General features: G+C 69.5%; 27 protein-coding genes. 13 read left to right on the top strand and 14 right to left on the bottom strand.

Features of this window, described 5'->3' with window-relative positions; all coding sequences use genetic code 11:
- Window positions 1-31: 31 nt before the first annotated feature.
- Genes ASD78_RS16675 through ASD78_RS16665 form a run of 3 tightly spaced genes read right to left on the bottom strand, consistent with a single transcriptional unit; the run spans window position 32 to window position 3252 of the window.
- Complete coding sequence (locus tag ASD78_RS16675; RefSeq protein WP_056103470.1) at window positions 32-1849, bottom strand: hypothetical protein; 1818 nt, start codon at window positions 1847-1849, stop codon at window positions 32-34.
- Window positions 1850-1877: 28 nt separating this feature from the next.
- Window positions 1878-2807: an ABC transporter ATP-binding protein gene (locus ASD78_RS16670; protein ID WP_055909517.1), complete on the bottom strand. Its 930-nt coding sequence runs from the start codon at window positions 2805-2807 to the stop codon at window positions 1878-1880.
- Window positions 2808-2841: 34 nt separating this feature from the next.
- A complete protein-coding gene (locus tag ASD78_RS16665; protein WP_055909513.1) occupies window positions 2842-3252 on the bottom strand; it encodes a GntR family transcriptional regulator in 411 nt (136 codons plus the stop codon).
- Window positions 3253-3446: 194 nt separating this feature from the next.
- Here ASD78_RS16665 and ASD78_RS16660 point away from each other — a divergent pair, with 194 nt between their 5' ends.
- Together ASD78_RS16660 and ASD78_RS16655 are read left to right on the top strand one after the other, a co-directional pair.
- Window positions 3447-4628: a glycosyltransferase family 1 protein gene (locus ASD78_RS16660; protein ID WP_056103467.1), complete on the top strand. Its 1182-nt coding sequence runs from the start codon at window positions 3447-3449 to the stop codon at window positions 4626-4628.
- Window positions 4629-4633: 5 nt separating this feature from the next.
- Window positions 4634-5176 (top strand): phosphatase PAP2 family protein, encoded by a 543-nt coding sequence (locus tag ASD78_RS16655; protein ID WP_156087856.1) that lies wholly within the window; start codon window positions 4634-4636, stop codon window positions 5174-5176.
- A gap of 117 nt (window positions 5177-5293) precedes the next feature.
- On the opposite strand, the gene ASD78_RS16650 is transcribed toward ASD78_RS16655, so the two are convergent.
- From ASD78_RS16650 to creB, 5 genes are all read right to left on the bottom strand, one after another.
- Complete coding sequence (locus ASD78_RS16650) at window positions 5294-6178, bottom strand: carbon-nitrogen hydrolase family protein (RefSeq protein ID WP_055909505.1); 885 nt, start codon at window positions 6176-6178, stop codon at window positions 5294-5296.
- The gene (locus tag ASD78_RS16645; protein WP_056103462.1) at window positions 6175-6783 is read right to left on the bottom strand and encodes a GNAT family N-acetyltransferase; all 609 of its coding nucleotides are present in this window, start codon (window positions 6781-6783) and stop codon (window positions 6175-6177) included. The genes ASD78_RS16650 and ASD78_RS16645 overlap by 4 nt, the downstream gene beginning before the upstream one ends.
- Before the next feature lie 153 nt (window positions 6784-6936).
- A complete protein-coding gene (creD, locus tag ASD78_RS16640) occupies window positions 6937-8304 on the bottom strand; it encodes a cell envelope integrity protein CreD (RefSeq protein WP_056103459.1) in 1368 nt (455 codons plus the stop codon).
- Window positions 8305-8545: 241 nt separating this feature from the next.
- A complete protein-coding gene (creC, locus tag ASD78_RS16635; RefSeq protein WP_056103455.1) occupies window positions 8546-9994 on the bottom strand; it encodes a two-component system sensor histidine kinase CreC in 1449 nt (482 codons plus the stop codon).
- Between the two features lie 37 nt (window positions 9995-10031).
- Window positions 10032-10709 (bottom strand): two-component system response regulator CreB, encoded by a 678-nt coding sequence (gene creB, locus ASD78_RS16630; protein ID WP_056103452.1) that lies wholly within the window; start codon window positions 10707-10709, stop codon window positions 10032-10034.
- Between the two features lie 71 nt (window positions 10710-10780).
- On the opposite strand from creB, the gene rlmJ reads away from it, so the two are divergent.
- Window positions 10781-11644 (top strand): 23S rRNA (adenine(2030)-N(6))-methyltransferase RlmJ, encoded by an 864-nt coding sequence (gene rlmJ / locus ASD78_RS16625; protein ID WP_056103861.1) that lies wholly within the window; start codon window positions 10781-10783, stop codon window positions 11642-11644.
- A gap of 73 nt (window positions 11645-11717) precedes the next feature.
- On the opposite strand, the gene ASD78_RS16620 is transcribed toward rlmJ, so the two are convergent.
- Window positions 11718-12632 (bottom strand): cation diffusion facilitator family transporter, encoded by a 915-nt coding sequence (locus ASD78_RS16620; RefSeq protein WP_055909487.1) that lies wholly within the window; start codon window positions 12630-12632, stop codon window positions 11718-11720.
- A 90-nt stretch (window positions 12633-12722) separates the two neighbouring features.
- The gene (locus ASD78_RS16615) at window positions 12723-13073 is read right to left on the bottom strand and encodes an MmcQ/YjbR family DNA-binding protein (protein WP_055909484.1); all 351 of its coding nucleotides are present in this window, start codon (window positions 13071-13073) and stop codon (window positions 12723-12725) included.
- Between the two features lie 50 nt (window positions 13074-13123).
- Between ASD78_RS16615 and ASD78_RS16610 the strand changes: the two genes are divergently transcribed.
- On the top strand, window positions 13124-13678 hold the full coding sequence (locus tag ASD78_RS16610; protein ID WP_055909481.1) for a GNAT family N-acetyltransferase: 555 nt from the start codon (window positions 13124-13126) through the stop codon (window positions 13676-13678).
- Window positions 13679-13840: 162 nt separating this feature from the next.
- A complete protein-coding gene (locus ASD78_RS16605; protein WP_056103449.1) occupies window positions 13841-14890 on the top strand; it encodes a class I SAM-dependent methyltransferase in 1050 nt (349 codons plus the stop codon).
- 78 nt (window positions 14891-14968) lie between these two features.
- Here the strand turns inward: ASD78_RS16605 and ASD78_RS16600 are convergent, their stop codons facing one another.
- Window positions 14969-15394, bottom strand: coding sequence for an organic hydroperoxide resistance protein (locus ASD78_RS16600; RefSeq protein ID WP_056103445.1), 426 nt, complete (start codon window positions 15392-15394; stop codon window positions 14969-14971).
- A gap of 128 nt (window positions 15395-15522) precedes the next feature.
- A complete protein-coding gene (locus ASD78_RS16595) occupies window positions 15523-16008 on the bottom strand; it encodes a MarR family transcriptional regulator (RefSeq protein ID WP_056103442.1) in 486 nt (161 codons plus the stop codon).
- Between the two features lie 510 nt (window positions 16009-16518).
- On the opposite strand from ASD78_RS16595, the gene mfd reads away from it, so the two are divergent.
- The 8 genes from mfd to aqpZ all read left to right on the top strand — a co-directional run bounded on the left by mfd (window position 16519) and on the right by aqpZ (window position 24800).
- Window positions 16519-19983 carry a transcription-repair coupling factor gene (gene mfd / locus ASD78_RS16590; protein ID WP_056103859.1) on the top strand — a complete coding sequence of 1155 codons (3465 nt, stop codon included), beginning with the start codon at window positions 16519-16521 and terminating at the stop codon, window positions 19981-19983.
- A gap of 184 nt (window positions 19984-20167) precedes the next feature.
- Window positions 20168-20587: a heme-binding protein gene (locus tag ASD78_RS16585; RefSeq protein ID WP_056103440.1), complete on the top strand. Its 420-nt coding sequence runs from the start codon at window positions 20168-20170 to the stop codon at window positions 20585-20587.
- Window positions 20588-20596: 9 nt separating this feature from the next.
- Window positions 20597-21109, top strand: a complete 513-nt coding sequence (locus tag ASD78_RS16580; protein WP_055909468.1) for a phosphoglycerate mutase family protein — start codon at window positions 20597-20599, stop codon at window positions 21107-21109.
- Window positions 21109-21783, top strand: coding sequence for a deoxyribonuclease V (gene nfi / locus ASD78_RS16575; RefSeq protein ID WP_055909465.1), 675 nt, complete (start codon window positions 21109-21111; stop codon window positions 21781-21783). The genes ASD78_RS16580 and nfi overlap by 1 nt, the downstream gene beginning before the upstream one ends.
- Window positions 21784-21916: 133 nt before the next feature.
- Complete coding sequence (locus tag ASD78_RS16570; RefSeq protein WP_056103436.1) at window positions 21917-22294, top strand: hypothetical protein; 378 nt, start codon at window positions 21917-21919, stop codon at window positions 22292-22294.
- Between the two features lie 130 nt (window positions 22295-22424).
- Window positions 22425-23285: a pirin family protein gene (locus tag ASD78_RS16565; RefSeq protein WP_056103433.1), complete on the top strand. Its 861-nt coding sequence runs from the start codon at window positions 22425-22427 to the stop codon at window positions 23283-23285.
- A 181-nt stretch (window positions 23286-23466) separates the two neighbouring features.
- Window positions 23467-23904, top strand: coding sequence for a hypothetical protein (locus ASD78_RS16560; RefSeq protein WP_156087834.1), 438 nt, complete (start codon window positions 23467-23469; stop codon window positions 23902-23904).
- Window positions 23905-24089: 185 nt separating this feature from the next.
- The gene (gene aqpZ, locus ASD78_RS16555) at window positions 24090-24800 is read left to right on the top strand and encodes an aquaporin Z (protein WP_056103431.1); all 711 of its coding nucleotides are present in this window, start codon (window positions 24090-24092) and stop codon (window positions 24798-24800) included.
- An 89-nt stretch (window positions 24801-24889) separates the two neighbouring features.
- Here the strand turns inward: aqpZ and ASD78_RS16550 are convergent, their stop codons facing one another.
- Window positions 24890-25147, bottom strand: a complete 258-nt coding sequence (locus tag ASD78_RS16550) for a hypothetical protein (RefSeq protein WP_055909450.1) — start codon at window positions 25145-25147, stop codon at window positions 24890-24892.
- A gap of 250 nt (window positions 25148-25397) precedes the next feature.
- The gene (locus tag ASD78_RS16545; protein WP_056103429.1) at window positions 25398-26267 is read right to left on the bottom strand and encodes a pirin family protein; all 870 of its coding nucleotides are present in this window, start codon (window positions 26265-26267) and stop codon (window positions 25398-25400) included.
- Window positions 26268-26270 lie beyond the last annotated feature (3 nt).

Below are 26270 nucleotides of genomic sequence, written 5' to 3'. Positions count from 1 at the left end.
GCCATGGATGTGCGGATTGATTCGGAGCAGCTCAGGCAGGCGCCGCCAGCGCCAGCGGTCCTTCGTCAAGGATTTCGCGCGGCCGGCACATCAACCACAGACTCATCAGCGCCGGCAGGCCGACCACCGCACAGGCCGCAACCCAGGCGATCCTGGCGGGCAGCGACAGCGTGGTGCGCGGCAAACGCCACAGCGCGCCGAGCACGGACAACAGCAGCAGTGCGCCGGCGATGAACTTGGCCTCGCGCGGCACCGGTGGCGTCGCCATGTCGAGCGACGGCAGGTAGCCCGAGTACCAGCCCCGCGCCGCCTTCTGCACTTGGTACAGCAACGGCGAGGTGTACCAGTTCTGATAACGCCAGGCGACCGGATAGTCCATGGCCAGATCGCGGCGCGCCACCGTAGCCACCCGGCCGGCGGCGTCCACGCGCATCAAGACCTGATACGGCAAGGCGCCCTCGGCGTTGTACGAGGAATGCGTGAACAGGAACGAGATCAAATAGCCGTCCAGCAGTTCCATCAGATCGACGCGCACCAGGTCGCCGGAGCGGCCCGGCAGCGGCACGCGCTGGCGCGGCGTGAGCACGCCGTCGGCGCTGTCCAGTTCGGCCAGGTCGTAGAAGTACAGCGCACGATTGCTGAGCAGGGCGGCGTTGTCGCCCATCTTGTCGATCCCGGTCAGGACTTCGCCTTGCGGCAGACGTGCGCGCAGCAGCACGCGCTGCTCGTCGCTGTCGTATTGATAGACCGCGCTGCGGCCGACCAGCAGACCTTCGGGGCCGGGCTGCACCGGCTCCGGGAAGGCGGCCTGGCCGTCGACGCCGAGACTGCCGACCGCGCGCCTGTCGACCAGACTGTAGCCCTGCAAGCGCATGCTGTCGTGACTGAACACCCAGCGCACCCGACGCTCCGCGTCGTCGAATTCCATCGGCACGGCGTTGCCCAGCTGGTTGCGCTGCGGCAAGCCGCGCAGGCCGGGACCGGCGCCGAAGATCTCGGATATCTGCGCCTGCTCGCGCCACAGCACGGCCTGCGGATCGCGGCTGCGTTCCAGGCCCTTGCGTATCAGGTCCTTGCCCTCGGAGAACTCGGCCTCCTTCTCGCCGCCAGGCGGCGCGACGGCGATGTTGTTGGGGTGCGAGCCCTGCGCGATCCAGACGAACTCGACCCCGAAGCCCACCACCACCAGCGCGAACCACATCGCGAACTGCAGCGGTATCGCGATGAGCAGGGTGCCGGCGGCGGTGCGTGGCGGCGCACTCAGGTCGGGCTTGAACGCGACCAGCAGCATCGCCGCCAGCAAGATCAGCAGGTACGACTGCAAGGCGATCGCGCCCAGCCCGGTGGCGCGCGCGACCAACAGGCCCAGCAACAGCACCAGCGCCGACCAGCCGTAGCGCTTGTCCGCCAGCATCGCGTAGCTGCCCGCCAGGTAGGCGCACAGCGCGACCAGCAGGCCCGAACAGGCCAGCCACAGATGACGCAGGTCGAGTACGCGCGCGGTCATGAACTCCTGCCAGGCCGCGGCCAGCAACAGCGGCAGCAGCACCGCGACCGTCAGCAGGACCGCCCCGGCGCCGAACAGCGCCGACGCGACGCGCCAATGCGGCAAGGGCCGGTGCAGCAGGTTCAACCAGGCGTTCGGACGCCGGTAGCCGCCCATCTGGTACAGGCCCAGCAACAGGCCGCTGACCGCATAGGCGGTGCCGATAGCCTGATAGACCACGTACGACTGCTGCGCCATGTCGAGAACACGGCCCATGAAACCCAGCACGATGAGCTGCAGGCTGGCGTAGGCGATGGCCCAGGCGCGGAAGCGCAGCAGTTCGGCCTTGAACAAATCCCACATGGCGAATTCCCCGAATGAGCGAGCCGTGTCAGCCCGCCGCGTCCATGGCGGCGGGCGGTGCGGCGTGGTTCTTGGCCAGGAAGCCGTTGACCGCGCGGTCCAGGCCGACAGGCATGCTTTGCACCGAGCGTGCGCCGTTGGCGCGCAGGAACTGGGCGAAGTCCTCGTCCTGGTCCAGCACCAGGTAGTGATGCAGGCCGTCCAGGCGCTGCGCCTGCAACAGACCGGGCACGGTCCGCGGATCGGGCCCCTTGAACGGGATATCGGCGATCCAATGCCGCACGCGCGCGCAGAAATCCTCCGGCGCCGACATGTTCTTGAGCTGGCCGCGCTCAAGGATGATGAGGTTGTCGGCGACGCGCTCGATCTCCTCCATCTGATGCGAGCAATACACCACGGTGCAGTCGTCGCCGCTGTTGCTGTACATCAGCGACTCCAGGAACGCGCGCTTGGCGACCACGTCCAGGCCCAGAGTCGGCTCGTCCAGCACCAGCAGTTCCGGCCCCTGCGCCAGCGCGATCGCCAGGTTCAGGCCGGCGCGTTCGCCGCGAGAGAGCTGGCCGACCTTCTGTTCCGGCAGCACGTGGTAGTGGTCGAGCACGCCGCGAAACGCGGCTTCGTTCCAACGCCGGTACTGGCGCCGGTGCATGTCGACCACCGCAGCGACCCGCATCCAGCCCGGCAGGGTGTGCTCCTCGTTGACGAAGCCGATGCGCTCGCGGTCGCCAGGCGTGAGCCGCTGGCTGTCGCGGCCCAGGATGGCGGCCGTGCCCGCGCTCGGCGGCAGGAAGCCGAGCAGGATCCGGAACAGGGTCGATTTGCCGGCGCCGTTGGCGCCGACGATCGCGTGGATGCCGCCGCGCGGAATGCGCAGGTCGAGGCGGTCCAGCGCGAGCTTGCGGCCGTAGCGCTTGCTCAGCGCCTGGGTCTGGATCACGTAGTCGTGGCTGTCGGACATGGCGGCGGGCCTGGGTGGGAGCGGACGTCAGGGTTCAGGCGGTCTTGCGTGGAACCAGCGCGAGAAACTCTCGCTGCAGGCGCGCCTGCAGCTCCTCCGACGCGTAGCCCAGCGCGATCACGTCCTGCATGAAGCGCTGCACGGCGTCCTCGAGGCGGCGCTCGCGCTCGGACTCGCTCAGGCGCTGGCGCACCGGCGCCACGTACAGGCCCAGGCCCTGGCGCGACTCCAGCCAGCCTTCCGCGGTCAGCTCGGCGTAGGCCTTGGCGACCGTGTTCGGATTGATCGCCAGCTGCTGGGCCAGGCCGCGCACGCTGGGCAGCTTGTCGCCGGCAACGAGTTCGGCGGTGGCGATCTTCATGCGCACCCCGTCGGCGATCTGCTTGCCGATCGGGCGCGGATCGCCGGTCGCGATCTGGATCATCAGGGGGCTGGTACGGGCCATCAGGGCGTCCTGGACTGTACTAACTGTACTGTTGTAACTAGTACAGTCGAAACGGCCTTTCCTGTCAATCCGGTTCGTCGCCGTATCCAGGGTTTCGTCGCAAAGCCCGGCCATCGCGCGTCACGCCGCGGTCATGGCCCTGACATAGCCGCTTAACGACTTGCGAACAGGCTTGCCCAAACCGGGAGCCGCGCATGCGCTACGCGATCGTCACCGAGACCTACCCGCCGGAAATCAACGGCGTCGCTCTGACCGTGCAAGGTCTGGAGCAGGGTCTGCGCGCGCGCGGCCACCAGGTCGCCCTGGTGCGCCCGCGCCAGTTGCACGAACGCAGCAGCGCCGCCCACGAGCTGCTGGTGCGCAGCCTGCCGCTGCCGCGCTACCCCGGTCTGCGCGTGGGCCTGCCGGCGACGCGACGCCTGACCGAAGCCTGGCGCGCGCAACCGCCGGATGCGATCTATGTCGCCACCGAAGGCCCGCTGGGCTGGTCGGCGCTGCGTGCGGCGCGGCGCCTGGGCGTGCCGGTCGCGACCGGCTTCCACACCCGCTTCGACGAATACATGCGCGACTACGGCGCGCCGTTCCTGGTCGGCACCGCGCTGCGCTGGATGCGCCGCTTCCACAACGGCGCGGACGCCACCCTGGTGCCGACCCGCGAACTGGCCGAGTTCCTGCGCACGCAAGGCTTCTCCGACGTGGTCCGGCTGCCGCGCGCGGTCGACACCGCGCTGTTCGATCCGAGCCGCCGCAGCGAAACCCTGCGCCAGGCCTGGGGCGCCGACGCGGCCGACCCGGTCGCGATCTACGTCGGCCGGATCGCTCCGGAGAAAAATCTCGACCTAGCCGTGCGCGCCTTCCGCGCCCTGCAGCAGCAACGCCCGCAGGCGCGCTTCGTCTGGGTCGGCGACGGCCCGGCCCGCGCCAGACTGCAGCGCGAGCATCCGGACTTCGTGTTCTGCGGCGTGCAGCGCGGCGCCGCGCTGGCCGAACACTTCGCCAGCGGCGACCTGTTCCTGTTCCCCAGCCGCAGCGAAACCTTCGGCAACGTGACCCTGGAAGCCATGGCCAGCGGCGTGCCCACGGTCGCCTTCGACTACGGCGCCGCCCACGAACACCTGCGCGACGGCGAGCACGGCGCCGCGGTCGCCGACACCGACGACGCCGGTTTCGTCGCCGCCGCGGTCCGCATCGGCGGCGACGACGCGCTGCGCGGCGCGATGTCGCGCGCCGGCCGCGCCGCGATCTCCGGCCTGCGCCCGGAGCAGGTCGCCGCCGACTTCGATGCCCTGCTGTCGGGGCTGGCCGAAACCGCACCGCGCCGCCCGCCGCGGCACGGCGCGGCCCTGTCTGTGCAAGACGAACGGGAGGTCGTATGAATCGCATGCCGCTGCGCAAACGTTTCAACGCCGGCGATTCCGGCTGGTGCCTGCGCGCGAACCGGGTCTGCGAGCGCAGCGGGTCGCGCGTGTACTTCGCCGCGATCAGCCGCCTAGGCGACGGCGTGTTCTGGTACATGCTGATGGGCGCGCTGATCGTGGCCGACGGCTACGACGGCCTGCTCGCCTCGGCCCATCTGGCCGCGACCGGCGTGATCGCGCTGACCTTGTACAAGCTGCTCAAGCGCTGGACCCGACGCCCGCGGCCATTCGCCTCCGACGCGCGCATCCACGCCTGGGTCGCGCCGCTGGACGAATTCAGCTTCCCGTCCGGCCACACCCTGCATGCGGTCGCCTTCAGCCTGGTGGCGATGGCGCACTACCCGCTGCTGGCCTGGCTGCTGGTGCCCTTCACCGCCAGCGTCGCGCTGTCCCGGGTCGTGCTCGGCCTGCACTACCCCAGCGACGTACTGGCCGCGACGGCAATCGGCAGCGCGCTGGCGGGCTTGTCGCTGTGGCTGGTGCCCGGGGTGTCGCTGTTCGCTTGAGTCCCGTCGTCGCGATCCTGCAGTTCGCTGCGCTAGCCACAACCTGCACTTAGCCCCTCTCCCGCCCGCGGGAGAGAGGTTGGGGTGAGGGTCTCCACGAGCCGGGCGATCGAAGACTCACCCCCACTCCGCAAACGCCGCACGCTCGATCGCCGGCGCCTGCTGCCCCCGCCAATCGCGATCGTTGGCGACCTGCGCACGATCGCGACTGGCGTCCAACGCGTTGAAATCCAGATCCGCCACCGCCCAGCGCTGATCGCCGCGGGTGACCGCGACGATGCCGTCGGCGGGCAGGCCCACGTCCATCGGCGCGTAGATCGCGGCCTCGCCGGTGTTGACGTCCAGCGCCGGGCTCCAGGCCGCGTCGCCCGCGGTCACCGCCTGGGCGACGAAGCAGCGGTTCTCCAGGGCGCGCGCCAGGCAGCCCACGCGCACGCGGGTGGCGCCGGCCTCGGTGTCGGTGCAGCTGGGCGCTACGAGCAGGCGCGCGCCGGCCTCGCACTGCGCGCGCACCGGCAGCGGGAACTCGATGTCGTAGCAGACCGCGATGCCCACGCGCGTAGCCTCGAGCGCGAACACGCGCAGCGCGTCGCCGGCTTCGATCACCGCGGCGCGCTTCTCGAAACCCGTCAGTTGCAGTTTGTCCTGCCACAGCACGCCGCCGTCGGGAGCGAAGGCGTAGCTGCGATTGCGGTAGCGCCCGCGGCCGTTGTCGAGCAGGAAGCTGCCGGCGACCACATGCATGCGCAGCTCGCGCGCGAGCAGGCCGTAAAGTTCGAGCCAGGCGCCGTGATAGGCCTGGATGGCCACCAGCGAGGCGTGCAGATCGCCCTGAGTCGCGGCACCGAAGGTCGCGCCCAGCTCCAGGGCCAGGTACTCAGGCAGCACCGCCAGCTGAGCGCCCGCGCGCTTGGCCTCGCCCAGCCAGCGCGCCTGCTTGTCGGCGAATTCGGCGAAGCTGCGCGGCGCATCGATCGCGTACTTGGCGACCGCGACCCTCAACGCTGCCGCTCCAGCGGCCGCAGCCAGAACGCCAGGCTGTGCGCGACTTCGCCGCGGCCGATCTCGCGCCACGGCAGGCTGGCACGCAGCTCCGGACGCTGGCGATAGCCGCGCTTGCCCCAGAACTCGTCGTTGCTGCGCTGGAACGGCGGCCGCCGCTGATCGTCGGCGGCGCGTTCGACCGCGCAGAAACCGGTCCAGTCGAAACCGCCGAGCGAACGCGCATGCGCCTCGCGCTCATCGAAGAAGCGATGACCCAGACCGCGGCCGCGGTACGCCGGCAACAGCACCGACTCGCCGCAATAGAACACCTTTTGGGAATCCACCGCACTGTCGGCGAACGGCGTCAGGAAAGCGTCGGATTCGTCGCTCAAGGGCAATCCCGTGGAGGCGCCGACCACCTGCGCGCCGTCGAAGGCCAGCACCGCGATGCTGCGCCAGGAACGCAGGTACGTCTGCAGATACTCCGCCTCGTAAGCGAGGTCGCCTTCGTAGAGGTAGGGCCATTCGCGGAATACCGCGATGCGCAGCCGCGCGAGGTCGTCCAGATAGGGAGCGATCGCCTCACCCGAGTAGCGGCGCACTTCGATCATGGACGCGTTCATGGCCTGCAGTTTAGGCCAATGCGCGGGCGCGAGCGCCGGTAACCGACCGGCGCAGCAGCAGTCCGATTGGCGGTAAGCGTTCATCGCCGGCCTCCATGAAAACGCAAAAAGCGACCGCGGGCGTCCTGCCCGCGGTCGCACCACCACTCCAGATCAACGTGCCAGCGGACGCGAACCGGCGAGCTGGTACCAATCGACCTTGCGCGTGATCACCATGACCGCGGCCAGGATCAGGAACAGCAGGCCCGCGCCCATCACCAGCGCGTTGTCTTCCGAAACCAGCAGGCCGTAGAGCGCGCCGTACAGCGTCGCCAGCATGGCCGCGAAGCCCAGGCCGCGGCCGACGCTGCGCAACACCGCGCTCAGGTAGAAGCCGAGCAGCCCGATACAGGCCACGCTCGCCGCCAGATAGGCCCAGGAAAAGGCGATGTGCTCGCTGAGGCTGACCAGCAGCAGGAAGAAGATCGCCAGGGCCAGGCCGACCAGGCCGTACTGGATCGGGTGGATCGGCAGTTGCTTGATCAGCTCGAAGATGAAGAAGCCGACGAAGGTCAGCAGCACGAACAGCAGGCCGTACTTGCTGGCGCGATCGGCCTGCGAATAGACGTTGACCGGATCGACCAGGGCCACCGCCACCGCGTCGATGCCGCCGGTGGCGACGGTGTCGCTGCCGCTGTCCTCGCCGCCTTCCACGCTGGGCATGGTCTTGCCGTCCAGGAACTGGCGCTGTGCGCTGGTCGCCAGCGACGACACCTGCCAGTCGGCGTTGAAGCCCTGGGCGCCGATGTCGCGGGTGCGCGGCAGGAAGCTGCCGCCGAAGCGCGGGTGCTGCCAGCTCGACTGGATCGCGAAACGGTTGCTCTTGGCCAGCGGCACCAGCGCCAGCGATTCGGTGCCGCCGAGGTTGAAGTCCAGCTCGGCGCGCAGATTCAGCAGCTGACCCGGCTCCGGCACCGCCAGCCGCGCGTGCACGCCGCCGCCGTCGCGGCTGCCCATGCCCTCCTCGACCTCGACCGCCTTGCCGTCGATGCGCAGCACCGGCGTGGACAGCAGGCCGCGCACGTCGGCGAAGCCGTAGCTCAGCCAGGGCTGGCCGATCTTGCGGGTGTGGCCCAGCGGCGGCGCGGTCTTGGGCACCTCGGCGCGGAACTCGGCCTTGGCCTGGGCCTGCCATTCGTACACCCGCACCTCGTGCAGGCCGAGCCGGCGCGTGCTGGGCTTGAGCGGGCCGCGCACGTCCAGGGTGCTCGGGAAATAGGTCCAGCGGCCGGGCAGTTCATGCACGACCTTGCGCACGAAGCCCTTCTCGTCCTTTTCCTCGGTCGTGACGGTGTCGGTATAGGGCACCACCAGCACCGGACCGGTGAAGGCCTGGGCGCCGGCGTAGCTGCGCGCGATCGATGCGACCGCCTGGGTGCGGTAGGCCTGACGATCGGTGATCACGCCGCGGATCATCAGCAGCGGAATCAAGATCGCCAGGGTCATCCCCAGCACCAGAAATATTTTCAGCCAAAGTCGCATGTCGCTCTCCTGTCGTTGCGGTGACGGCAGGATCGACAGGCCCTGGGTGGGGACGATGGGGGAACGGTGAAGCGTCGGTGAAGTGCTAGGAGCTAGGAACTAGGAGCTAGGAGCTAGGAACTAGGAACTAGGAACTAAGAAAAACAGGAACGAGGAACTAGTGAAAAGCGAGGCTTTTACTAGTTGCTAGTTCCTAGTTACTAGTTCCTTGGTCGCTAGTTCCTTGCTCGCCAGCGGCGCCTCACAGTCCACGCGACAGCACCAGGCTGGCCAGCGCGCCACCGCCGTCGCGGTTGCTGAGCGCGGCGTGGCCGCCGTGCAGCGCCGCGACTTCGGCGACGAAACAAAGCCCCAGGCCGCTGCTGCGGCTGCCGCCGGCCGGGCGCGACAGCGAGTAGAAGCGCTCGAACACGCGCGGCAGCGCGAAATCGGGCACGCCGGTGCCGCGGTCGCCGACATCGACGCGCTGGGCGTCGCCGTCGCGGTACAGACGCAGCGCGATCTCGCCCTGCGCGGGCGAGAAATCGGCGGCGTTGTCGATCAGGTTGACCAGGGCCTGACGTAACAGGAAGGGATCGCCGTCCAGCAGGGGCAGGTCTTCGGCCAGGTCCAGCGTCAACCGCAGCCCGCCCTGGGCCAGGCGCGGCGCGCACTGCTCGGCGGCTTCGCGCGCGATCGCCGCCAGATCGACCGGTTCGGGTTTCTCCAGCCGCTGGCGGTGCTCGACCGCGGCCAGAGCCAGCAACTTGTCGATCATCTGCGCCAGGCGGTCGCTTTGGCGGCGGATGCTGGCGGCGAAACGGGCACGGTCCTCCTCGGCCATCGGCGCTTCGCCGGGCCGCGTCTCCAGCAGCTCGGCGCTGCCACGGATCGCCGCCAGCGGGCTCTTCATCTCGTGGGTCAGGGTGTGCACGTACTGCTCGACGTACTGTTTGCCTTCGAGCTGGGTGCGCATGCTCTCCAAGGCGCGGCCGAGTTCGCCGAACTCGCCGGCGGCCGCGGGCAGCTCGGCGCGGCGGCCGGCGCTGACCTCGTGCGCGTAGCGGCGCAGCCCGTTGAGCTGACGCGACAGCCACCAGGTCGCGATCAAGCCGATCAGCAACGCCGCGCCCATCAGCACCCCGCCCCAACGCAGCACGACGCGCTGGCTGCGCTCGATGAAGGGCGCGATGGTGCTGTTGGGCTTGGCTACGGTCAGCGAGCCGATGATGCGTCCGGCCGGATCGCGGATCGGCGCGGCCACGTGCATCACGGTGGAGTTCGGGTCGTCGTACCGGGCCGCCGTCGAACGCGCGCCATAGCGGCCGCGCAAGGTGAGATAGACGTCGTTCCAGCGCGAGTAGTCGCGGCCCAGGGCCTGGCCGGTGCTGTCGAACACCACCGTGCCACGCGCGTCGGTGATGTAGACGCGGTAGTTCGAGGCGCGCTTGCCGAAGCCCCAGATCGCGGCGCCGAAATCGCGGCCGCGCAGTTCGCGTACGCGCCGGGCGAAGTTTCCGTCGTTGATGCGCCCGGCCAGGAAGTCGTCGGTGGCCAGCTCGGCCAACACGTTGGCGGTGTCGACCAGGGTGTCTTCCATGGCCTGGCGCACGCCCGGCTTGACCTCGGCCAGGAACACCCGGGTCAGCAGCAGCGCCGCCAGCGCGACGATGACGAAATAGCCGAGGAAGATGCGCAGGCCGATCTTCATGGGCGGACTTTCATGGATTGATCTTCATGGATCGATCTCAGCCCACATCCAGGGAATAGCCCAGACCGCGGTGGGTGCGGATCGGATCGGATTCGCCGTCGACCTCGCGCAGCTTGGCGCGCAGGGTCTTGATGTGGGTGTCGACGGTGCGGTCGCCGCTGTCGAGGGCATCGCCCCAGACCCGGTCCATCAGCTGGGCGCGCGACAGCACGGCGCCGGGGCGCTGCAGCAGCGCGGCCAGCAGGCCGTACTCGTAGCGGGTCAGGTCCAGGGCCTGGCCGCGGTAACGGATGCGCTTGCCTTCCGGGTCGTGGCGGAACGCGGTCTCGGCCGCGGCAGGCGCTGCGGCCGGCGCGCGCCCGCGGCGCAGCACCACGCGCACGCGCGCGACCAGTTCGCGCGGCGAGAACGGTTTGGTCACGTAGTCGTCGGCGCCGATCTCCAGGCCGAGGATGCGATCGGCTTCGGCGTCGTGGGCCGTCAGGAAGATCACCGGCAGGTCGCGCTCGCGGCGCAGCTCGCGGCACAGGGCGAAACCGCCGATATCGGGCAGGCCGACGTCGAGCACCGCCAGGTCGTAGGCCCGGCGCTGGGCCTCGCGGAGGGCCTCGCCGCCGGTCAGGCAGTGCTCGGCCTCGAAACCCTCGGCGCGCAGCGCGTAGAGCACGGTGGCGGCGATCGCGGGTTCGTCGTCGACCAGCAGGATACGGGGCATGGGGCGCGTTCGAGGGGTTGAGGCGCGGCAAGCATAGAACAAGCGCCGGCGTGGACGGGTACCCTATGCGCATGAACTATCGTCACGCCTTCCACGCCGGAAACCATGCCGACGTGCTCAAGCACGTCGCCCTGCTCGCGCTCTGCGACGCTCTCACGGTCAAGCCGGCACCGCTGTTCGCGGTGGATACCCATGCCGGACGCGGGCTGTATCCGCTGGACGGCAACTCGGCGCTGCGCACCGGCGAGGCCGAGGGCGGCATCGCCCGGCTCCAGGCCGAGGCGCCCAAGCATCCGGCGATTGCGCGCTACCTGGCCGCGGTCAAGGCCTGCCGCGCCGAGCATGGCGCCTCCGTCTACCCCGGCTCGCCCTGGCTGCTGGCGCACGCCCTGCGCGCCGACGACCGCATCGCCGCCTGTGAGCTGCAGCCGGAGGAAGCCGCGCAGCTCAAGAGCAACTTCGCCCGCGACGCGCGCGTGGCCGTGCATGCGCGCGACGGCTACACCGGGCTCAAGGCGCTGCTGCCGCCGAAGATCGGCGCGACCCGCTACAACCGCGGCCTGGTCCTGATCGACCCGCCCTACGAAGCCCAGCTGGAAGAGTTCGACACCGCCATCGGCGCCCTGCGCGAGTCGCTGGGGCGCTGGCCGCAGGGCAGCTATGCGCTGTGGTACCCGATCAAGCTGCGGCGCTCGCTGCAGCCGTTCTACCGCCGCGCCGCCGCGCTGCCGGCCAAGTCGGTGCTGGCCGCCGAACTGCTGGTGCGCGCCGACGATTCGCCGCTGCGCATGAACGGCAGCGGCCTGCTCCTGGTCAATCCGCCCTGGCAGCTGGACCAGACCCTGGCGGCGGTGCTGCCGCTGCTGGCCCAGGCCCTGGGCGAAACGCCGGCGGCCAGCTCGCACCTGCAGTGGCTGGTCCGGCCCGACGCCTGATCGTCTCCGACACGGTGCGGCGCTCAACGAAAAAGCCCGGCCGGAGCCGGGCTTTTTCGTATGTGCGTGCGCCTCAGAGCCCGGCCTTGGTGTCCGGCTCGAAGAAGCTCCAGCGCACTTCCGGGAAGGCCTGCTTCATCGCCCGCTCGACCGCGTTGATCTGGTCGGTCAGCGCAGCGACGCTCTGCTCCTCGCGCATGCGCGCCTGCACCGAGACCATCACCTCGTTGCCCAGCTGCAGGGTGATCAGGCTGATGACCTGGGCGATCTCCGGACGGGTGTCGAGGAAGTCGCGGATCTGCTGCTGGCGGGCCGGGTCGACGCTCTGGCCGATCAACATCGCCTTGACCTCGATCGCGACGAACACCGCGACCACGATCAGCAGCGCGCCGATGGCGATGGTACCGACCGCGTCCCAGATCGGGTTGCCGGTGACCACGGCCGTCATCACCGCGGCCAGCGCGAACACCAGGCCGAACAGCGCCGCCAGGTCCTCGCCGAAGATCACCACCAGTTCGGCCTGGCGGCTCTCGCGGAACCACTGCCACAGGCTGCGCTTGCCGCGCGCCTTGTTGACCTCGACCAGGCAGGCGCGCATCGACACCGCCTCGGCGGCGATGCCGAAGGTGAGCACGCCGGCCGCCCACCACCACTGCTTCAGCGGTTCGGGGTGCTGCAGTTTGTGGATGCCCTCGTACAGCGAGAACATGCCGCCGACGGTGAACAACATCACCGCGACCAGGAACGACCAGAAGTAGATCGCCTTGCCGTAGCCCAGCGGGTAGTCCGGCGACGGCGGCCGCTTGGCCTGGCGCATGCCCAGCAACAGCAGCAGCTGGTTGCCGCAGTCGGCCAGCGAGTGCACGGTTTCGGCCAGCATGGCGCTGGAACCGGTGAAGTACGCGGCCACGCCCTTGGACACGGCGATCGCGAAATTGGCGCCCAGCGCGAACAGGATCGCGCGGGTCGAATCACCACCACCTGCCATGGGAAACGTGCTCCTGGGATCGGAAGCGCGGGAGTCTAGCATCCGCGCGCGACCGCTCCGACGGCGCGCGCGAGCCTTGCGATGGGGCGGTCAGTCGGCCAGTTCGCGCTGCAGCTTCTTGCTCAGCCGGGCCCGGATCAGTTCGTAGCTGCGGCGCAGCAAAGCACGCAGTTCCGCGACCGGCAGCGCGTCGGGACGCAGCACGTTGACCCAGTGCGCGCGCGCCAGGAACGGCGCCGGACGGAAGCCGGGGCGTTCGGTCAGCTCCAGGAAACGCTCGTCCTCGACCCGGAAACTGATCCCGCCGGGGTCCGGCCCCTGCAGCCGGCAGGCACAGAACATGCGTCCGCCTACGCTGAAGACCGTTACCTCCTTCCACTTCAGGTCCTCGACCACCCCGGGCCAGCCGCCGACCCAGGCGCGTAGCGATTTTTCGTCCATGTGAGTCCAGAATGAAGCCGCAACCGCCTCCAGTGTGCCAATATCCCGATATGGCCGCGCGCGAAAGACTCCCGCCCTGGCACGAGCGCCAGCGTCTCCCCAACGGACGCGAAGTGCTCATCCGTCCGATCCGACCGGAGGACGCCGATCCCCTGCGCGCCGGCTTCGGCCTGCTGCAACCCGACGAAGTCCGCCAGCGTTTCCTCTACGCGGTGAAAGAACTCACCCCGGAGATGGCCGAGCGCTTCACCCGGGTCAATCCCAAGACCGAATTCGCCCTGGTCGCCGCCGAACCGCTGCCGCCCGGCGAAGCCCTGGTCGGCGCAGTCGCGCGCGTGGCCATCGACGACAACGGCCGCGATGCCGAGTTCGCGATCCTGGTCAGCCGCTACATCGCCAACATGGGCCTGGGCCGCTACCTGATGACCCGGCTGGTGAAGTGGGCGCGCGGCAAGAAGGTCGAGCGCATCTACGGCGACGTGTTCGAACACAACCACGCCATGCTGGCGCTGGCCCAGTCGCTGGGCTTCGAACGCGAGTTCCAGCAGGACGCGCCCGGCCTGATCCGGGTCACCCTGGACCTGCGCAAGCCCGACCCGGCCTGAGCGGCGGCGGGCACGCCCGCTGCCCTCGCCTGCTGCGCTCTCCCGCCAACTCCGACCGACGGCTGTCCGCCGCCACGCGCCCGCCACGTTGGCTCTCATGCACACAGGGGCCTGCGGCAGGGCTTGCCGCGCGTCCAGGGACGGACCGTTCAGGACGCGGACATGAGCATCGACGAAGCACGCCTCAACGAATTCCTGGGCCGCGCCGTGGGCGACCTGGGCGCCTCGATCAGCGCCACGCTGATGCTGGTCGGCGATCAGCTCGGCTACTACCGGGCGCTGGCGAAGGAAGCCCTGAGTCCGGCCGAACTGGCCTCGCGCACCGGCACCAACGAGCGCTACGTGCGCGAGTGGCTGGGCAACCAGGCCGCCGGCGGCTACGTGGAGTACGACGCCGGCAACGGCCGCTACTCGCTCAGCGAGGAACAGGCGCTGTGCCTGGCCGACCCCGGCGGACCGGTCGATCTGCCCGGCGCCTATTCCATCGTCGAGGCCGCGTTCCATGCCCTGGAACGCACCAAGGACAATTTCCGCACCGGCGCCGGCATGGAATGGGGCGAACACCACCCCTGCCTGTTCCAGGGCACCGAGCGCTTCTTCCGCGCCGGCTACAACGCGCACCTGCTGAACGAATGGCTGCCGGCGCTGGACGGCGTGCTCGACAAACTGCGCCAGGGCGCCAAGGTCGCCGATGTCGGTTGCGGCCACGGCGCCAGCACCACGCTGATGGCCAAGGCCTTCCCCAACACCAGCTTCATCGGCTACGACTACCACGCCGCCTCGATCGAGACCGCGCGCCGCCGCGCCCAAGACGCCGGCATCGACAACGCCTATTTCGAAGTCGCCGACGCCAGCAGCTACACCGGCCGCAACTTCGACCTGATCGCTTTCTTCGATTGCCTGCACGACATGGGCGACCCGGTCGGCGCCGCGCGCCACGCGCGCCAGGCGCTCAAGCCCGACGGCCATTGCCTGCTGGTCGAACCCTTCGCCGGCGACCGCGTCGAGGACAACCTCAATCCGGTCGGACGCGTGTACTACGGCGCGTCCTCGCAGATCTGCGTGCCGGTGTCGCTGGCGCGCAACGGTCCGGCGCTGGGTGCGCAAGCCGGCGAAGCGCGGCTGCAGCAAGTCATGAGCGAAGGCGGCTTCAGCCGTTTCCGCCGCGCCACCCAGACACCGTTCAACCTGGTGCTGGAAGCGCGGCCCTAGCCCGCACCCAGGAGTCACACACGAAAAATCCCGGCGCGTCGCCGCGCCGGGATCCGGTATTGCCTGCTTCGACCGCGATCAGACGATGGTCAGGGTGACGTCGATGTTGCCGCGGGTCGCGTTCGAGTACGGACACACCTGGTGCGCCTTCTCGACCAGCGCTTCGGCCTGTTCGCGCGGCAGGCCCGGCAGCGAGATCTTGAGCTCGACCTGGATGCCGAAGCCGGCCGGGATCGGGCCGATGCCGACGGCGCCTTCGATCGAGGTATCGGCCGGCAGCGCGATCTTTTCCTTGCCGGCGACGAACTTCAGCGCGCCGATGAAGCAGGCCGAATAGCCGGCCGCGAACAGCTGCTCGGGATTGGTGCCGTCGCCGCCGGCGCCGCCGAGTTCGCGTGGGGTGGTCAGCTTGACGTCGAGGACGTTGTCGGAGGAAACGGCGCGACCGTCGCGGCCGCCGGTGGCGATGGCGTGGGCGGTGTAGAGGACTTGGTCGAGGGACATGAGATGGCTCCTGGGTGGGGTTGGGTCGGTTCGTGGTTGGCGAAACCGTCGCCGGTTTCGCGATTCGTGGTTCGTGATCGGTCGATCAATCCGGGACGGTCCGGAACGTCGCGTGTCTGGCGCCGCGCTCAGGCGTGCCGCATCAGGTTGGTGCGCAGCGATTCCAGCTGCGACTTCATCGATCCGAGCTGCTCGGGCGCGCAGCCGGCAGCGCCGAAGATGCCCATCGGCACCGCACGCGCCGGCCGTTCCAGCGCGCGGCCGGTCTCGGTGAGGGCGATGATCACCTGGCGTTCGTCGGCCTGGGCGCGGGTGCGGCTGATCAGGCCCGCGCTTTGCAGGCGCTTGAGCAAAGGGGTCAGCGTGGCCGAGTCCAGGAACAGGCGTTCGCCGATCTCCGACACCGTGACCTGGTCGCGCTCCCACAGCACCATCATCACCAGGTACTGCGGATAGGTCAGGCCCAGGCCCGCCAGCAATTTGCGGTAGACCTTGTTCAAGGCCAGCCCGGTCGAATACAGGGCGAAGCAGAGCTGGTCGTCGAGTTTCAGCGAGGGCTGCGGGGCGGCAGCGGTCAAGGGCTCGGGGGTCGGTTTGGGGGTGTGCGGCTTCATGGGGTCGCAATTTACATAGCACGCTATTTAATTGCAAGCTATTTTTATGAACGAAGGCAAAGCATTCGCGCCGACAATCGTTTTTGTGGGGAAGGTCAGCCTTCTGCGGGAGCCCTCCGCTTTCTGCAGGAGCGGCGTAAGCCGCGATCGCGCCAACCCGAACGGTGACGCGCGCCCCGAGGCACCACGCAATCGCGGCTCACGCCGCTCCCACAGGGGGAGGCATCCGACGGTAGCGGTATCGCCTCGACCTCCCACCAGCCGCATCCGTCTCAACCCCTGCGACAGCGACCGCGTATATCGAACCCCGTCCGACTGCGCACGAGCCGCTCACCGCGCTCGCGTACACTCGGCGCCCTGTTCGACCGGGCAGTCCCGCCAGCGCCTTCCGTCGCTGCGCGATCCGCCTGCACATGCTTGGGCCGCGCTCGCGCAAGGCCGAAGTCCCTACGCGCGGGTGGCGAACGGCCGCCGGCGCCGCATTCGTTTTTGCCGATGACCGCCGCTTCGATGCCCAAGTTTCCGTTTCCCGCCCCGCCGCTGCCCAAACCCGGCCAACAGCGCGCCTGGTGGCGCGCGCCGGCCTCGCCGTCCGCGCTGGCCTTCCACCTCGCCGCCGCCGCGGCCGCACATGCCGGTCCGGTGCTCGCGATCGCGCGCGACAACCACGCCGCGCACCAGTTGGAATCCGACCTGCGCACCCTGCTAGGCGACGACGACACGATCCCGGTGCTGCCGTTCCCGGATTGGGAAACCCTGCCCTACGACCAGTTCAGCCCGCACCCGGACATCGTCTCGCAGCGCCTGTCCGCGCTGCACCGCCTGCCGAGCCTGCAACGCGGCATCGTGGTGGTCCCGGTGCAGACCGTGCTGCAACGCCTGGCGCCGCTCAAGCACGTGGTCGGCGGCAGTTTCGATGTGCGCGTCGGCCAGCGCCTGGACCTGGACGCGGAGAAGCGCCGGCTCGAATCGGCCGGCTACCGCAACGTGCCGCAGGTGCTGGACCCGGGCGACTTCGCGGTCCGCGGCGGTCTGCTCGACGTGTACCCGATGGGCGCCGACTCGCCGTTCCGGGTCGAGCTGCTCGACGACGAGATCGACACCATCCGCGCCTTCGATCCCGAATCGCAACGCTCGCTGGACAAGATCGAAGCGGTGCGCCTGCTGCCCGGCCGCGAAGTGCCCTTGGACGAGGCATCGCTCAAGCGCGCACTCGACGCGCTGCGCGACCGTTTCGATCTCGACACCCGCCGCAGCGGCCTCTATCAGGACCTCAAGGCCGGCCTGGCGCCGTCGGGCATCGAGTACTACCTGCCGCTGTTCTTCAGCGAGACCGCGACCCTGTCCGACTACCTGGCCGCGAACGTATTGCCGGTGATCGGCGACGGCGCGTTCGAGGCCGCCGAGCAATTCTGGACCCACACCGGCGAGCGCTACGAACAGCGCCGCCACGACCTCGAACGCCCGCTGCTGCCGCCCGACGCGCTGTATCTGTCGCCGGACGCGCTGCGCGAACGCCTCAACCGCGGCGACCGGGTCGAGGTCTGCGGCGACGGCCATCCGCAACGCGAACGCGCGCTCGCGCTCGGCGACCAGCCGGCGCCGGCGCTGCCGGTCGCGGCCAAGGACGCGGCGCCCGCGCAGGCGCTGAAATCCTTCCTGGGCAGCTACCGCGGCCGCGTGCTGATCGCCGCCGACAGCGCCGGCCGCCGCGAGGCGCTGCTGGAATTGCTGCTGGCCGCCGAACTGCGCCCGCAGGTGCTGGGCGACTGGAGCGCGTTCGCGACCGGCGACAGCCGCTTCGCGATCGCGGTGGCGCCGCTGGACGACGGCTTCGCCCTGACCGAACCGGCCCTGGCGACGCTGACCGAACGCCAGCTGTTCCCCGACCGCGCCTCGCAACCGCGCCGGCGCAAGCGCGTCGGACGCGAGCCCGAAGCGATCATCCGCGACCTGGGCGAGCTGTCCGAAGGCGCGCCGATCGTGCACGAAGACCATGGCGTCGGCCGTTATCGCGGCCTGATCGTGCTGGAAGCCGGCGGACAACCCGGTGAATACCTCGAGATCGAATACGCCAAGGGCGACCGCCTGTACGTGCCGGTCGCGCAGTTGCACCTGATCAGCCGCTACTCCGGCGCATCGGTCGAAACCGCGCCGCTGCATTCGCTGGGCGGCGAGCAGTGGACCAAGGCCAAGAAGAAAGCCGCCGAGAAGGTCCGCGACGTCGCCGCCGAACTGCTCGAGATCCAGGCCAAGCGCCAGGCCCGCGCCGGCCTGGCCCTGGACGTGGACCGCGTCATGTACGAACCGTTCGCGGCCGCGTTCCCGTTCGAGGAAACCCCGGACCAGCACGCCGCGATCGAATCGGTGATCCGCGACCTCGGCAGCAGCCAGCCGATGGACCGCGTGGTCTGCGGCGACGTCGGCTTCGGCAAGACCGAGGTCGCGGTGCGCGCGGCCTTCGTCGCCGCCGCCGCCGGTAAGCAGGTCGCGGTGCTGGTGCCGACCACCCTGCTGGCCGAACAGCACTACCGCAATTTCCGCGACCGCTTCGCCGACTGGCCGCTGCGGGTGGAAGTGCTGTCGCGCTTCAAAACGGCCAAGGAGATCAAGGCCGAACTGGAGAAGCTCGCCGAGGGCAAGATCGACGTGATCGTCGGCACCCATCGCCTGCTGCAGCCCGACGTGCGTTTCCCCGACCTGGGCCTGGTGATCGTCGACGAAGAGCAACGCTTCGGCGTGCGCCAGAAGGAAGCGCTGAAGGCGCTGCGCGCCAACGTGCACCTGCTGACCCTGACCGCGACCCCGATCCCGCGCACGCTCAACATGGCCATGGCCGGCCTGCGTGACCTGTCGATCATCGCCACCCCGCCCGCGCATCGCCTGGCGGTGCAGACCTTCGTCGTGCCCTGGGACGACGCCCAGTTGCGCGAGGCCTTCCAGCGCGAGCTCGCGCGCGGCGGCCAGGTCTACTTCCTGCACAACGACGTCGAAAGCATCGGCCGCATGCAGCGCCAGCTGCAGGAGCTGGTGCCGGAGGCGCGCATCGGCGTCGCCCACGGCCAGATGGCCGAGCGCGAACTCGAACGGGTGATGCTCGACTTCCACAAGCAACGCTTCAACGTGCTGCTGGCGACCACGATCATCGAATCGGGCATCGACATCCCCAACGCCAACACCATCATCATGAACCGCGCCGACAAGTTCGGCCTGGCCCAGATGCACCAGCTGCGCGGCCGCGTCGGCCGTTCCCACCATCGCGCCTACGCCTACCTGGTGGTGCCGGACAAGCGCTCGATCACGCCCGACGCGCGCAAGCGCCTGGACGCGATCGCGGCCATGGACGAACTCGGCGCCGGCTTCACCCTGGCCACCCACGACCTGGAAATCCGCGGCGCCGGCGAGTTGCTGGGCGAGGACCAGAGCGGGCAGATGGCCGAAGTCGGTTTCAGCCTCTACACCGAACTGCTGGAACGCGCGGTGCGTTCGATCCGCCAGGGCAAGCTTCCCGACGTGGATTCGGTCGAAGCGCGCGGCGCCGAGGTCGAACTGCACATTCCGGCGCTGATTCCCGACGACTACCTGCCCGACGTGCACACGCGCCTGACCCTGTACAAGCGCGTCAGCGGCGCGCGCGACGTCGACGCCCTGCGCGAACTGCAGGTCGAGATGATCGACCGCTTCGGCCTGCTGCCGGACGCGGCCAAGCACCTGTTCGCGGTGGCCGAATTGAAACTGGCCGCGACCGAACTGGGCATCCGCAAGCTCGACCTGGGCGAGAAGGGCGGCCGCGTGCAGTTCATCGAGAAACCCAACGTCGACCCGATGGCGGTGATCCGCCTGATCCAGACCCAGTCCAAGCTCTACCAGATGGACGGCGCCGACAAACTCAAGATCAAGCTCGACCTGCCGGATGCGCCGGCGCGCCTGGCCGCGGCCAAGGGTCTGCTGACCGTGCTGCGGCAAGCCGCGTAGTCGCGCGCCGCTGCGGTTGCCACCGCACCCTACGAGAACCGTAGGGTGCGGTGAGCCACAGGCGAACCGCACCACTGCGCAGCACCGGATCGCAGCGGACGCGTCGTCGCCTCCCGATCCAGGCCCACGCCCTCCGGCATAGGATGCGGTGCTTCCCTCTCACGCCATCGCCACGGTATCGCCCATGAAGGAACTGCTGTCGACCCGTACCACGCTCAGCCTGGCGGCGGCCAGGCGCATCGCCCAGACCGCAGAGGCGCGCGCCATCGCCGACGGCTTGAACGTCTCGATCGCGATCGTCGACGACGCCGGCCGCCTGCTGCACTTCCAACGCATGGACGGCTCGCCCAACTCCAGCGTCGAAGTCGCGATCCGCAAGGCCGAGCACGCCGCCAACTACCGCCGCGATACCGTGTTCCATCAGGAGCTGCTGAGCCAGGGCCACCATGTGGTGCTGGGCCTGCCGCATAGCCTGCCGATCGAAGGCGGCGTGCGCTTGCAGGCGCAGGGCCAGAGCCTGGGCGCGATCGGCGTGGCCGGCGCGCCCTCGGCCCAGGACGGCGAGATCGCGCGCGCCGGCGCCGAACTTCTGGACGCGCTGTAAAGTACGCGCATGACGCCGATCAAGCCCCTGGCACTGAGCCTGCTGCTGTGCGTCCTCGCCGCCTGCGCGAGCCGTCCGGCGACGCCGGTGCCGCTGGAGTTCGTGCTGGTGCGCCATGCCGAGAAGAGCGACGACGATCCGCGCGACCCCAATCTCAGCGATGCCGGCCGCGCACGCGCGCAGCGCCTGGCCGAGAGCTTCGCCGGCAGCGAGGTCTTCGCCGTCTACGCCACCGGCTACAAGCGCACCCGCGACACCGCCGCGCCGACCGCCAGCGCCCACGCGATGGCGGTGACCGTGTACGACGCCAAGCTGCCGGCCGCGGAATTCGCCGCGCAGCTGCGCCGCCGGCATCCGCTGGGCAAGGTGCTGGTGGTCGGCCACAGCAACACCGTGCCGGAAATCGCCGCGGCCCTGTGCGGCTGCGCGGTCGCGCCGATGGCGGACACCGAATTCGACCGCCGCATCGTCGTCGACTTCGACGTCCAGGGCCGGCCGCACTTGAGCGAGACCCGCTACTGATGCGCCAGGCCACGCTGCCGGCCTGGGACGGCGATGTCGCGGCTGCGCGCGCCTTGCAGGAAACGCTGGCGCGCGAAGTCGTACTGCACGACGACTACCCGACGCCGCTGCGCCGCATCGCCGGCTTCGACGTCGGTTTCGAAGACGAAGGCGCGACCACGCGCGCGGCCGCGGTGCTGCTCGACGCCGAAACCCTGCAGCCCGTGCAGCAGCAGGTCGCGCGCATCCCGACCCGGATGCCCTACATCCCCGGCCTGCTGAGCTTCCGCGAACTACCGGCGCTGCTGGCCGCGCTGGCGCTGCTAGATGAAGTGCCGGATCTGGTCTTCGTCGACGGCCACGGCATCGCCCATCCGCGCGGGCTCGGCATCGCCGCGCATTTCGGCGTCGCCACCGGCCTGCCCAGCATCGGCGTGGCCAAGAAGGTCCTGGTCGGTCGGCACGACGAGGTCGGTCCGCACAGCGGCGACCACGCGCCATTGCTGCATCGCGGCCGGCCGATCGGCCAGGTCCTGCGCAGCAAGCCGCGCTGCCTGCCGCTGATCGTCTCGCCCGGACACCGGGTGTCGATGGCGAGCGCGCTGACCCTGACCCTGGGCTGCCTGCGCGGCTATCGCCTGCCCGAGCCGACCCGGCTCGCCGATCGCCTGGCCTCGCGTCGCGACCGGCGTTGAAGCCGGGCGGCACCGGCCGACGCATCATCCATCCCGATCCTCGGCCTTCCAGCGGTGAAGGCCGCGTCGCGGCGCACGCGGCGGCATCGGGTACGATCCTGGCCTTCCGCATCGCTCGCGCACGGAGCCCGTGATGACCCGTTTGTTCGCCGCCCTGCTCTCGCTCACCGCCCTGTCCGCCTGCGCCAGCGGCGGCGGTCCCGGCGCCCTCGGCAGCGACGGCAGCGCGACCCTGAAACCCGGCGAGCGCATCGCCCTGGCCGACCGCTCGCAGCTGCGCTACATCGGCGTGACCGCCGATTCGCGCTGCCCGCCGAACGTGCAGTGCATCCGCGCCGGCGACGCCGATGTCGCCTTCGAATTCGCCCCCGTCGACGGCGCGGCGCAGCCGCTGGCGTTCAACACCGAAAACGCACGCACGCTCAGCGCCGGCCGCTGGACCATCGAACTGACCGCGCTGGCCCAGGGCGACGCTCCGGCGGCCACGGTCAGGATCGCCGCGACACCCTGAGCGCGACACCCTGATCGAGACCGCCAAGCGCCGCGCGCGCAACAGGCCGTTGCGCGCGCCCGCGCTGCGCCGTGGCGGCAGCCGTGACAAGCTTGCGGGCATCGATTCCGCGCAGCCAGAGAGCCACGCCATGAGCACGATCATCGCCCCCCGCGTCCACGACCTCGGCGGCTTCCAGGTGCGCCGCGCCGTGCCTTCGATCCAGGCGCGCTCGGTCGGGCCGTTCGTGTTCGTCGATCACATGGGGCCGGCGCTGTTCGAGCCCGGCCGCGGCATCGACGTGCGTCCGCATCCGCACATCGGCCTGGCCACGGTCACCTTCCTGTGGTCGGGCAGCATCGGCCACCGCGACACCCTGGGCAGCGTCCAGGACATCAACCCCGGCGACGTCAACTGGATGACCGCCGGCCGCGGCATCGCCCATTCCGAACGCACCCCGCAGGCGCTGCGCGCGGGCGAGCATCCGCTGCACGGCATGCAGACCTGGGTGGCCCTGCCCAAATCCTTCGAAGAGACCGCACCGGCCTTCCATCACCACGGCGCGGCGACGCTGCCGCAACTGCGTCGCGACGGCGCCTGGCTGCGCGTGGTCGCCGGCCGCGGCTACGGCGAGGAATCGCCGGTGCAGGTGTTCAGCGACACCCTCTACGTCGCCGTCGATCTGGACGCCGACGCCGAACTCGCGATCGAGGACAGCCACGCCGAACGCGCGATCTACCTGCTCGAGGGCAAGGCCCAGCTCGACGGCGCCGATATCCCGGAAAAACATCTGATCGTGCTCGACCCGGGCACGCGCCCGGTGCTGCGCGCCAAGACCCCGCTCAAGGCCATGCTGCTGGGCGGCGAGCCCTTGGACGGCCCGCGCCACCTGTGGTGGAACTTCGTCTCCAGTTCCAAGGAGCGCATCGAGCAGGCCAAGCAGGACTGGCTGGACGGCCGCTTCGGCCAGGTCCCGGGCGACGACGAGTTCATCCCCCTGCCCGAGCGCTGAGCCGCCGCGGCGGCTGGACCGCCTCTAGGCAGGGTCCAGCCCGGCACCGCGCCCATTCAGTTGCATCTGAAACCACAGGATTTGTCAATCCCCTCGAACTGCCTTATGTTCTGACGCAGGTCACGTTTTATCGTCCAACGACCTCAAGGGGGATGTAGTCGTGAAAATGCCGGCATGCAGCATGTCGATCCTGCCCGTGCTCGTCGGGCTCCTGTACGCAGGAAGCGCACAGGCTCAAGACCAGGATGGATGCCCGCAGTTGCCGCCTTCTTCGCAACTGACCTGGGAACACAAAGCCAACGCCGGTTCGGATTTCTGCCGGGCCCTGCGCAACGACGGCAGCGAAGCGTTCGGCATGTACATTTCCAACAAATCGCCGTTCACGCCCAAGCGCGGTGACCGCGCCGAAGCCGGTAGCATCGACGGCAAATCCGTGTTTTGGTACCGCGGCGAACTCGCCGGCAAGCCCGAGATGCAGGTGCGCGAAACCCTGCTCAATCTCGACGACGGCCGGATCGCCCACATCTGGCTGCAGGCCGCTACGCCCGACAAGCTCGGCGAAGTGCTGGGCCTGACCCAGGGGCTGCGATTTCCTTCGGCCCGACTGAGCAGCAAGTAATCCGGTGACGGCGCGGCGGTTTCCGACCGTCGCGCCGCCATCGCTGCGTTCGATCTTCCTCCCAGGCTTTGCGCGGGCCCGCGCGCGGCGTACCGTGTGCGCAGGCGCTGGCACGCCCGTGGCCATCGCACACCGGAAGTTATCGCACAACGGAAGTTCCCGATCCGTCATCCAGGAGGAAGATCATGATCAAACGACTCGGCGCCGAATTCATCGGTACGTTTTGGCTGGTGCTCGGCGGTTGCGGCAGCGCGGTATTGGCGGCCAATTTCGGCGGCGCCGGCAATCCGCTCGGCATCGGCTTCCTGGGCGTGGCGCTGGCCTTCGGCCTGACCGTGCTGACCGGCGCCTACGCGCTGGGCCATATCTCCGGCGGGCACTTCAATCCGGCGGTGAGTTTCGGCTTGTGGGCGGGCGGACGCTTCGCCGGCAAGGACCTGCTGCCCTACATCGTCGCGCAGGTGCTGGGCGGCCTGCTCGCCGGTTTCGTGCTGTGGCAGATCGCATCGGGCAACCCCGAGTTCTCGGTCGACCCGAACGCGGCCGGCGCCTTCGCCAGCAACGGCTACGGCTCGCATTCGCCGGGCGGCTATTCGGTCGCGGCGGCGTTCCTGTGCGAAGTGGTGATGACGGCGATGTTCCTGATCGTGATCCTGGGCGCGACCCACAAACGCGCGCCGGCCGGCTTCGCTCCGATCGCGATCGGCCTGGCCCTGACCTTGATCCACCTGATCAGCATCCCGGTCACCAACACTTCCGTGAACCCGGCGCGCTCGACCGGCGTCGGCTTGTTCGCGGGCTCGCAGGCGATTTCGCAACTATGGCTGTTCTGGCTGGCGCCGATCCTCGGCGGCCTGCTCGGCGGCGTGATCTACCGCTGGTTCGACAAGGACTGAGCGGGCGCCGCCACAAACGCAGCGCGCAGCACGAAAGGCCGCGTCCCACGCCACGTCGAGCGTGGGGCGCGGCCTTTTCGTTTGCGCGGTCAGCGCGCCGCTTTCTGTTTCACCGCGTCCTCGGCCGCGTCCAGCGCGGCCTGCTGCAGCTGCGCAGCGAGCTTGCGGTTGCTGGCGCTGTCGGCGGCGTCGAGCATCTGGTACGCAGCCATCGCCAGCTTGATGCCGCGCGGCGGAATCTTGACGACCTTGCCGCCGACGATGGCGAAACCGCCGGCGCCCTGGCTGACGCCGGGCGAGACGAAACTGGCGACGATGACGAACTTGTTGGGATCGATCCCGGGCATGAGCTGCACTCCTTCGCATGGAGACGGCGCGGCCGGACGGCAGCGCCGGCGCGTTTCTCATCGGCCGGTACGTCCAATGGGACGAACCGATGAGAGCCTGCGCCGATAGCAGCTAACGCCGCCAGCCGCGGATAGCGGCCAGAACCTCGCGCTTCAGCGTTTCCACCGCATAGCAACGGTGCGCAAAAAAAGGCCGCGCGATGCGCGGCCCGGTAAGTCTTGCGGCGATCGGCGAGGCCGGACCGCTGGCTTAGAACTTGCCTTCCTGGAAGTCCACGAACGCCTGCATCACTTCCTGCTTGGTGTTCATCACGAACGGACCGTAACGCGCGACCGGCTCGCGCAGCGGCCGGCCCGCGACCAGGATCGCGCGGGTGTCGGCGGCGCCTGCGCGCAGCTTCAGCACCTCGCCGCCGGCGAGCACCGCCAGCTCCTGCGCCTCGACCTCGCGCGCATCGACGCCGTCGCCGATCGCGGCCGCGCCCTCGTAGACGTAGACGAAGGCGTTGTGGCCTTCGGGCAAGGCGTATTGCCACTGCGCACCCGCGTCCAGGGCGATATCCAGGTACACCGGATCGGTCGCCGGCTGCGCGATCGGGCCGTCGGTGCCGTCGACGCGGCCGGCGATCACTTTCACCGCCACGCCGTCGGCCGGCTGCAGCAGCGGAATGCGCTCGGGCGCGAATTCCTGATAGCGCGGATCGGTCATCTTGTCGCGCGCCGGCAGGTTCACCCACAGCTGGAAACCGCGCATGCGGCCTTCGTGTTGCTCGGGCATCTCCGAATGCACCAGGCCGCGGCCGGCGGTCATCCACTGCACGCTGCCGGGCACCAGCACACCCTCGTTGCCGTGGTTGTCCTTGTGGCGCATGCGGCCGTCGAGCATGTAGGTCACCGTCTCGAAACCGCGGTGCGGATGCTCCGGGAAACCGGCGATGTAGTCCTCGGCGCGGTCGGTGCCGAATTCGTCCAGCAACAGGAACGGATCCAGATCGGGCAATTCGGCCCCGCCGATCACCCGGGTCAGGCGCACGCCGGCGCCGTCGGAGGTCGGCTGACCGCGCAGCTTGCGGCCGACGCGGGCGTAGCGAAGGGAAACGTCGTGGGTGGCGGTGGTCATGGC

This window comes from Lysobacter sp. Root667 (genome assembly GCF_001427715.1).
Lineage (GTDB): Bacteria > Pseudomonadota > Gammaproteobacteria > Xanthomonadales > Xanthomonadaceae > Lysobacter.
This window is presented reverse-complemented; position numbering and strand designations above follow the sequence as displayed.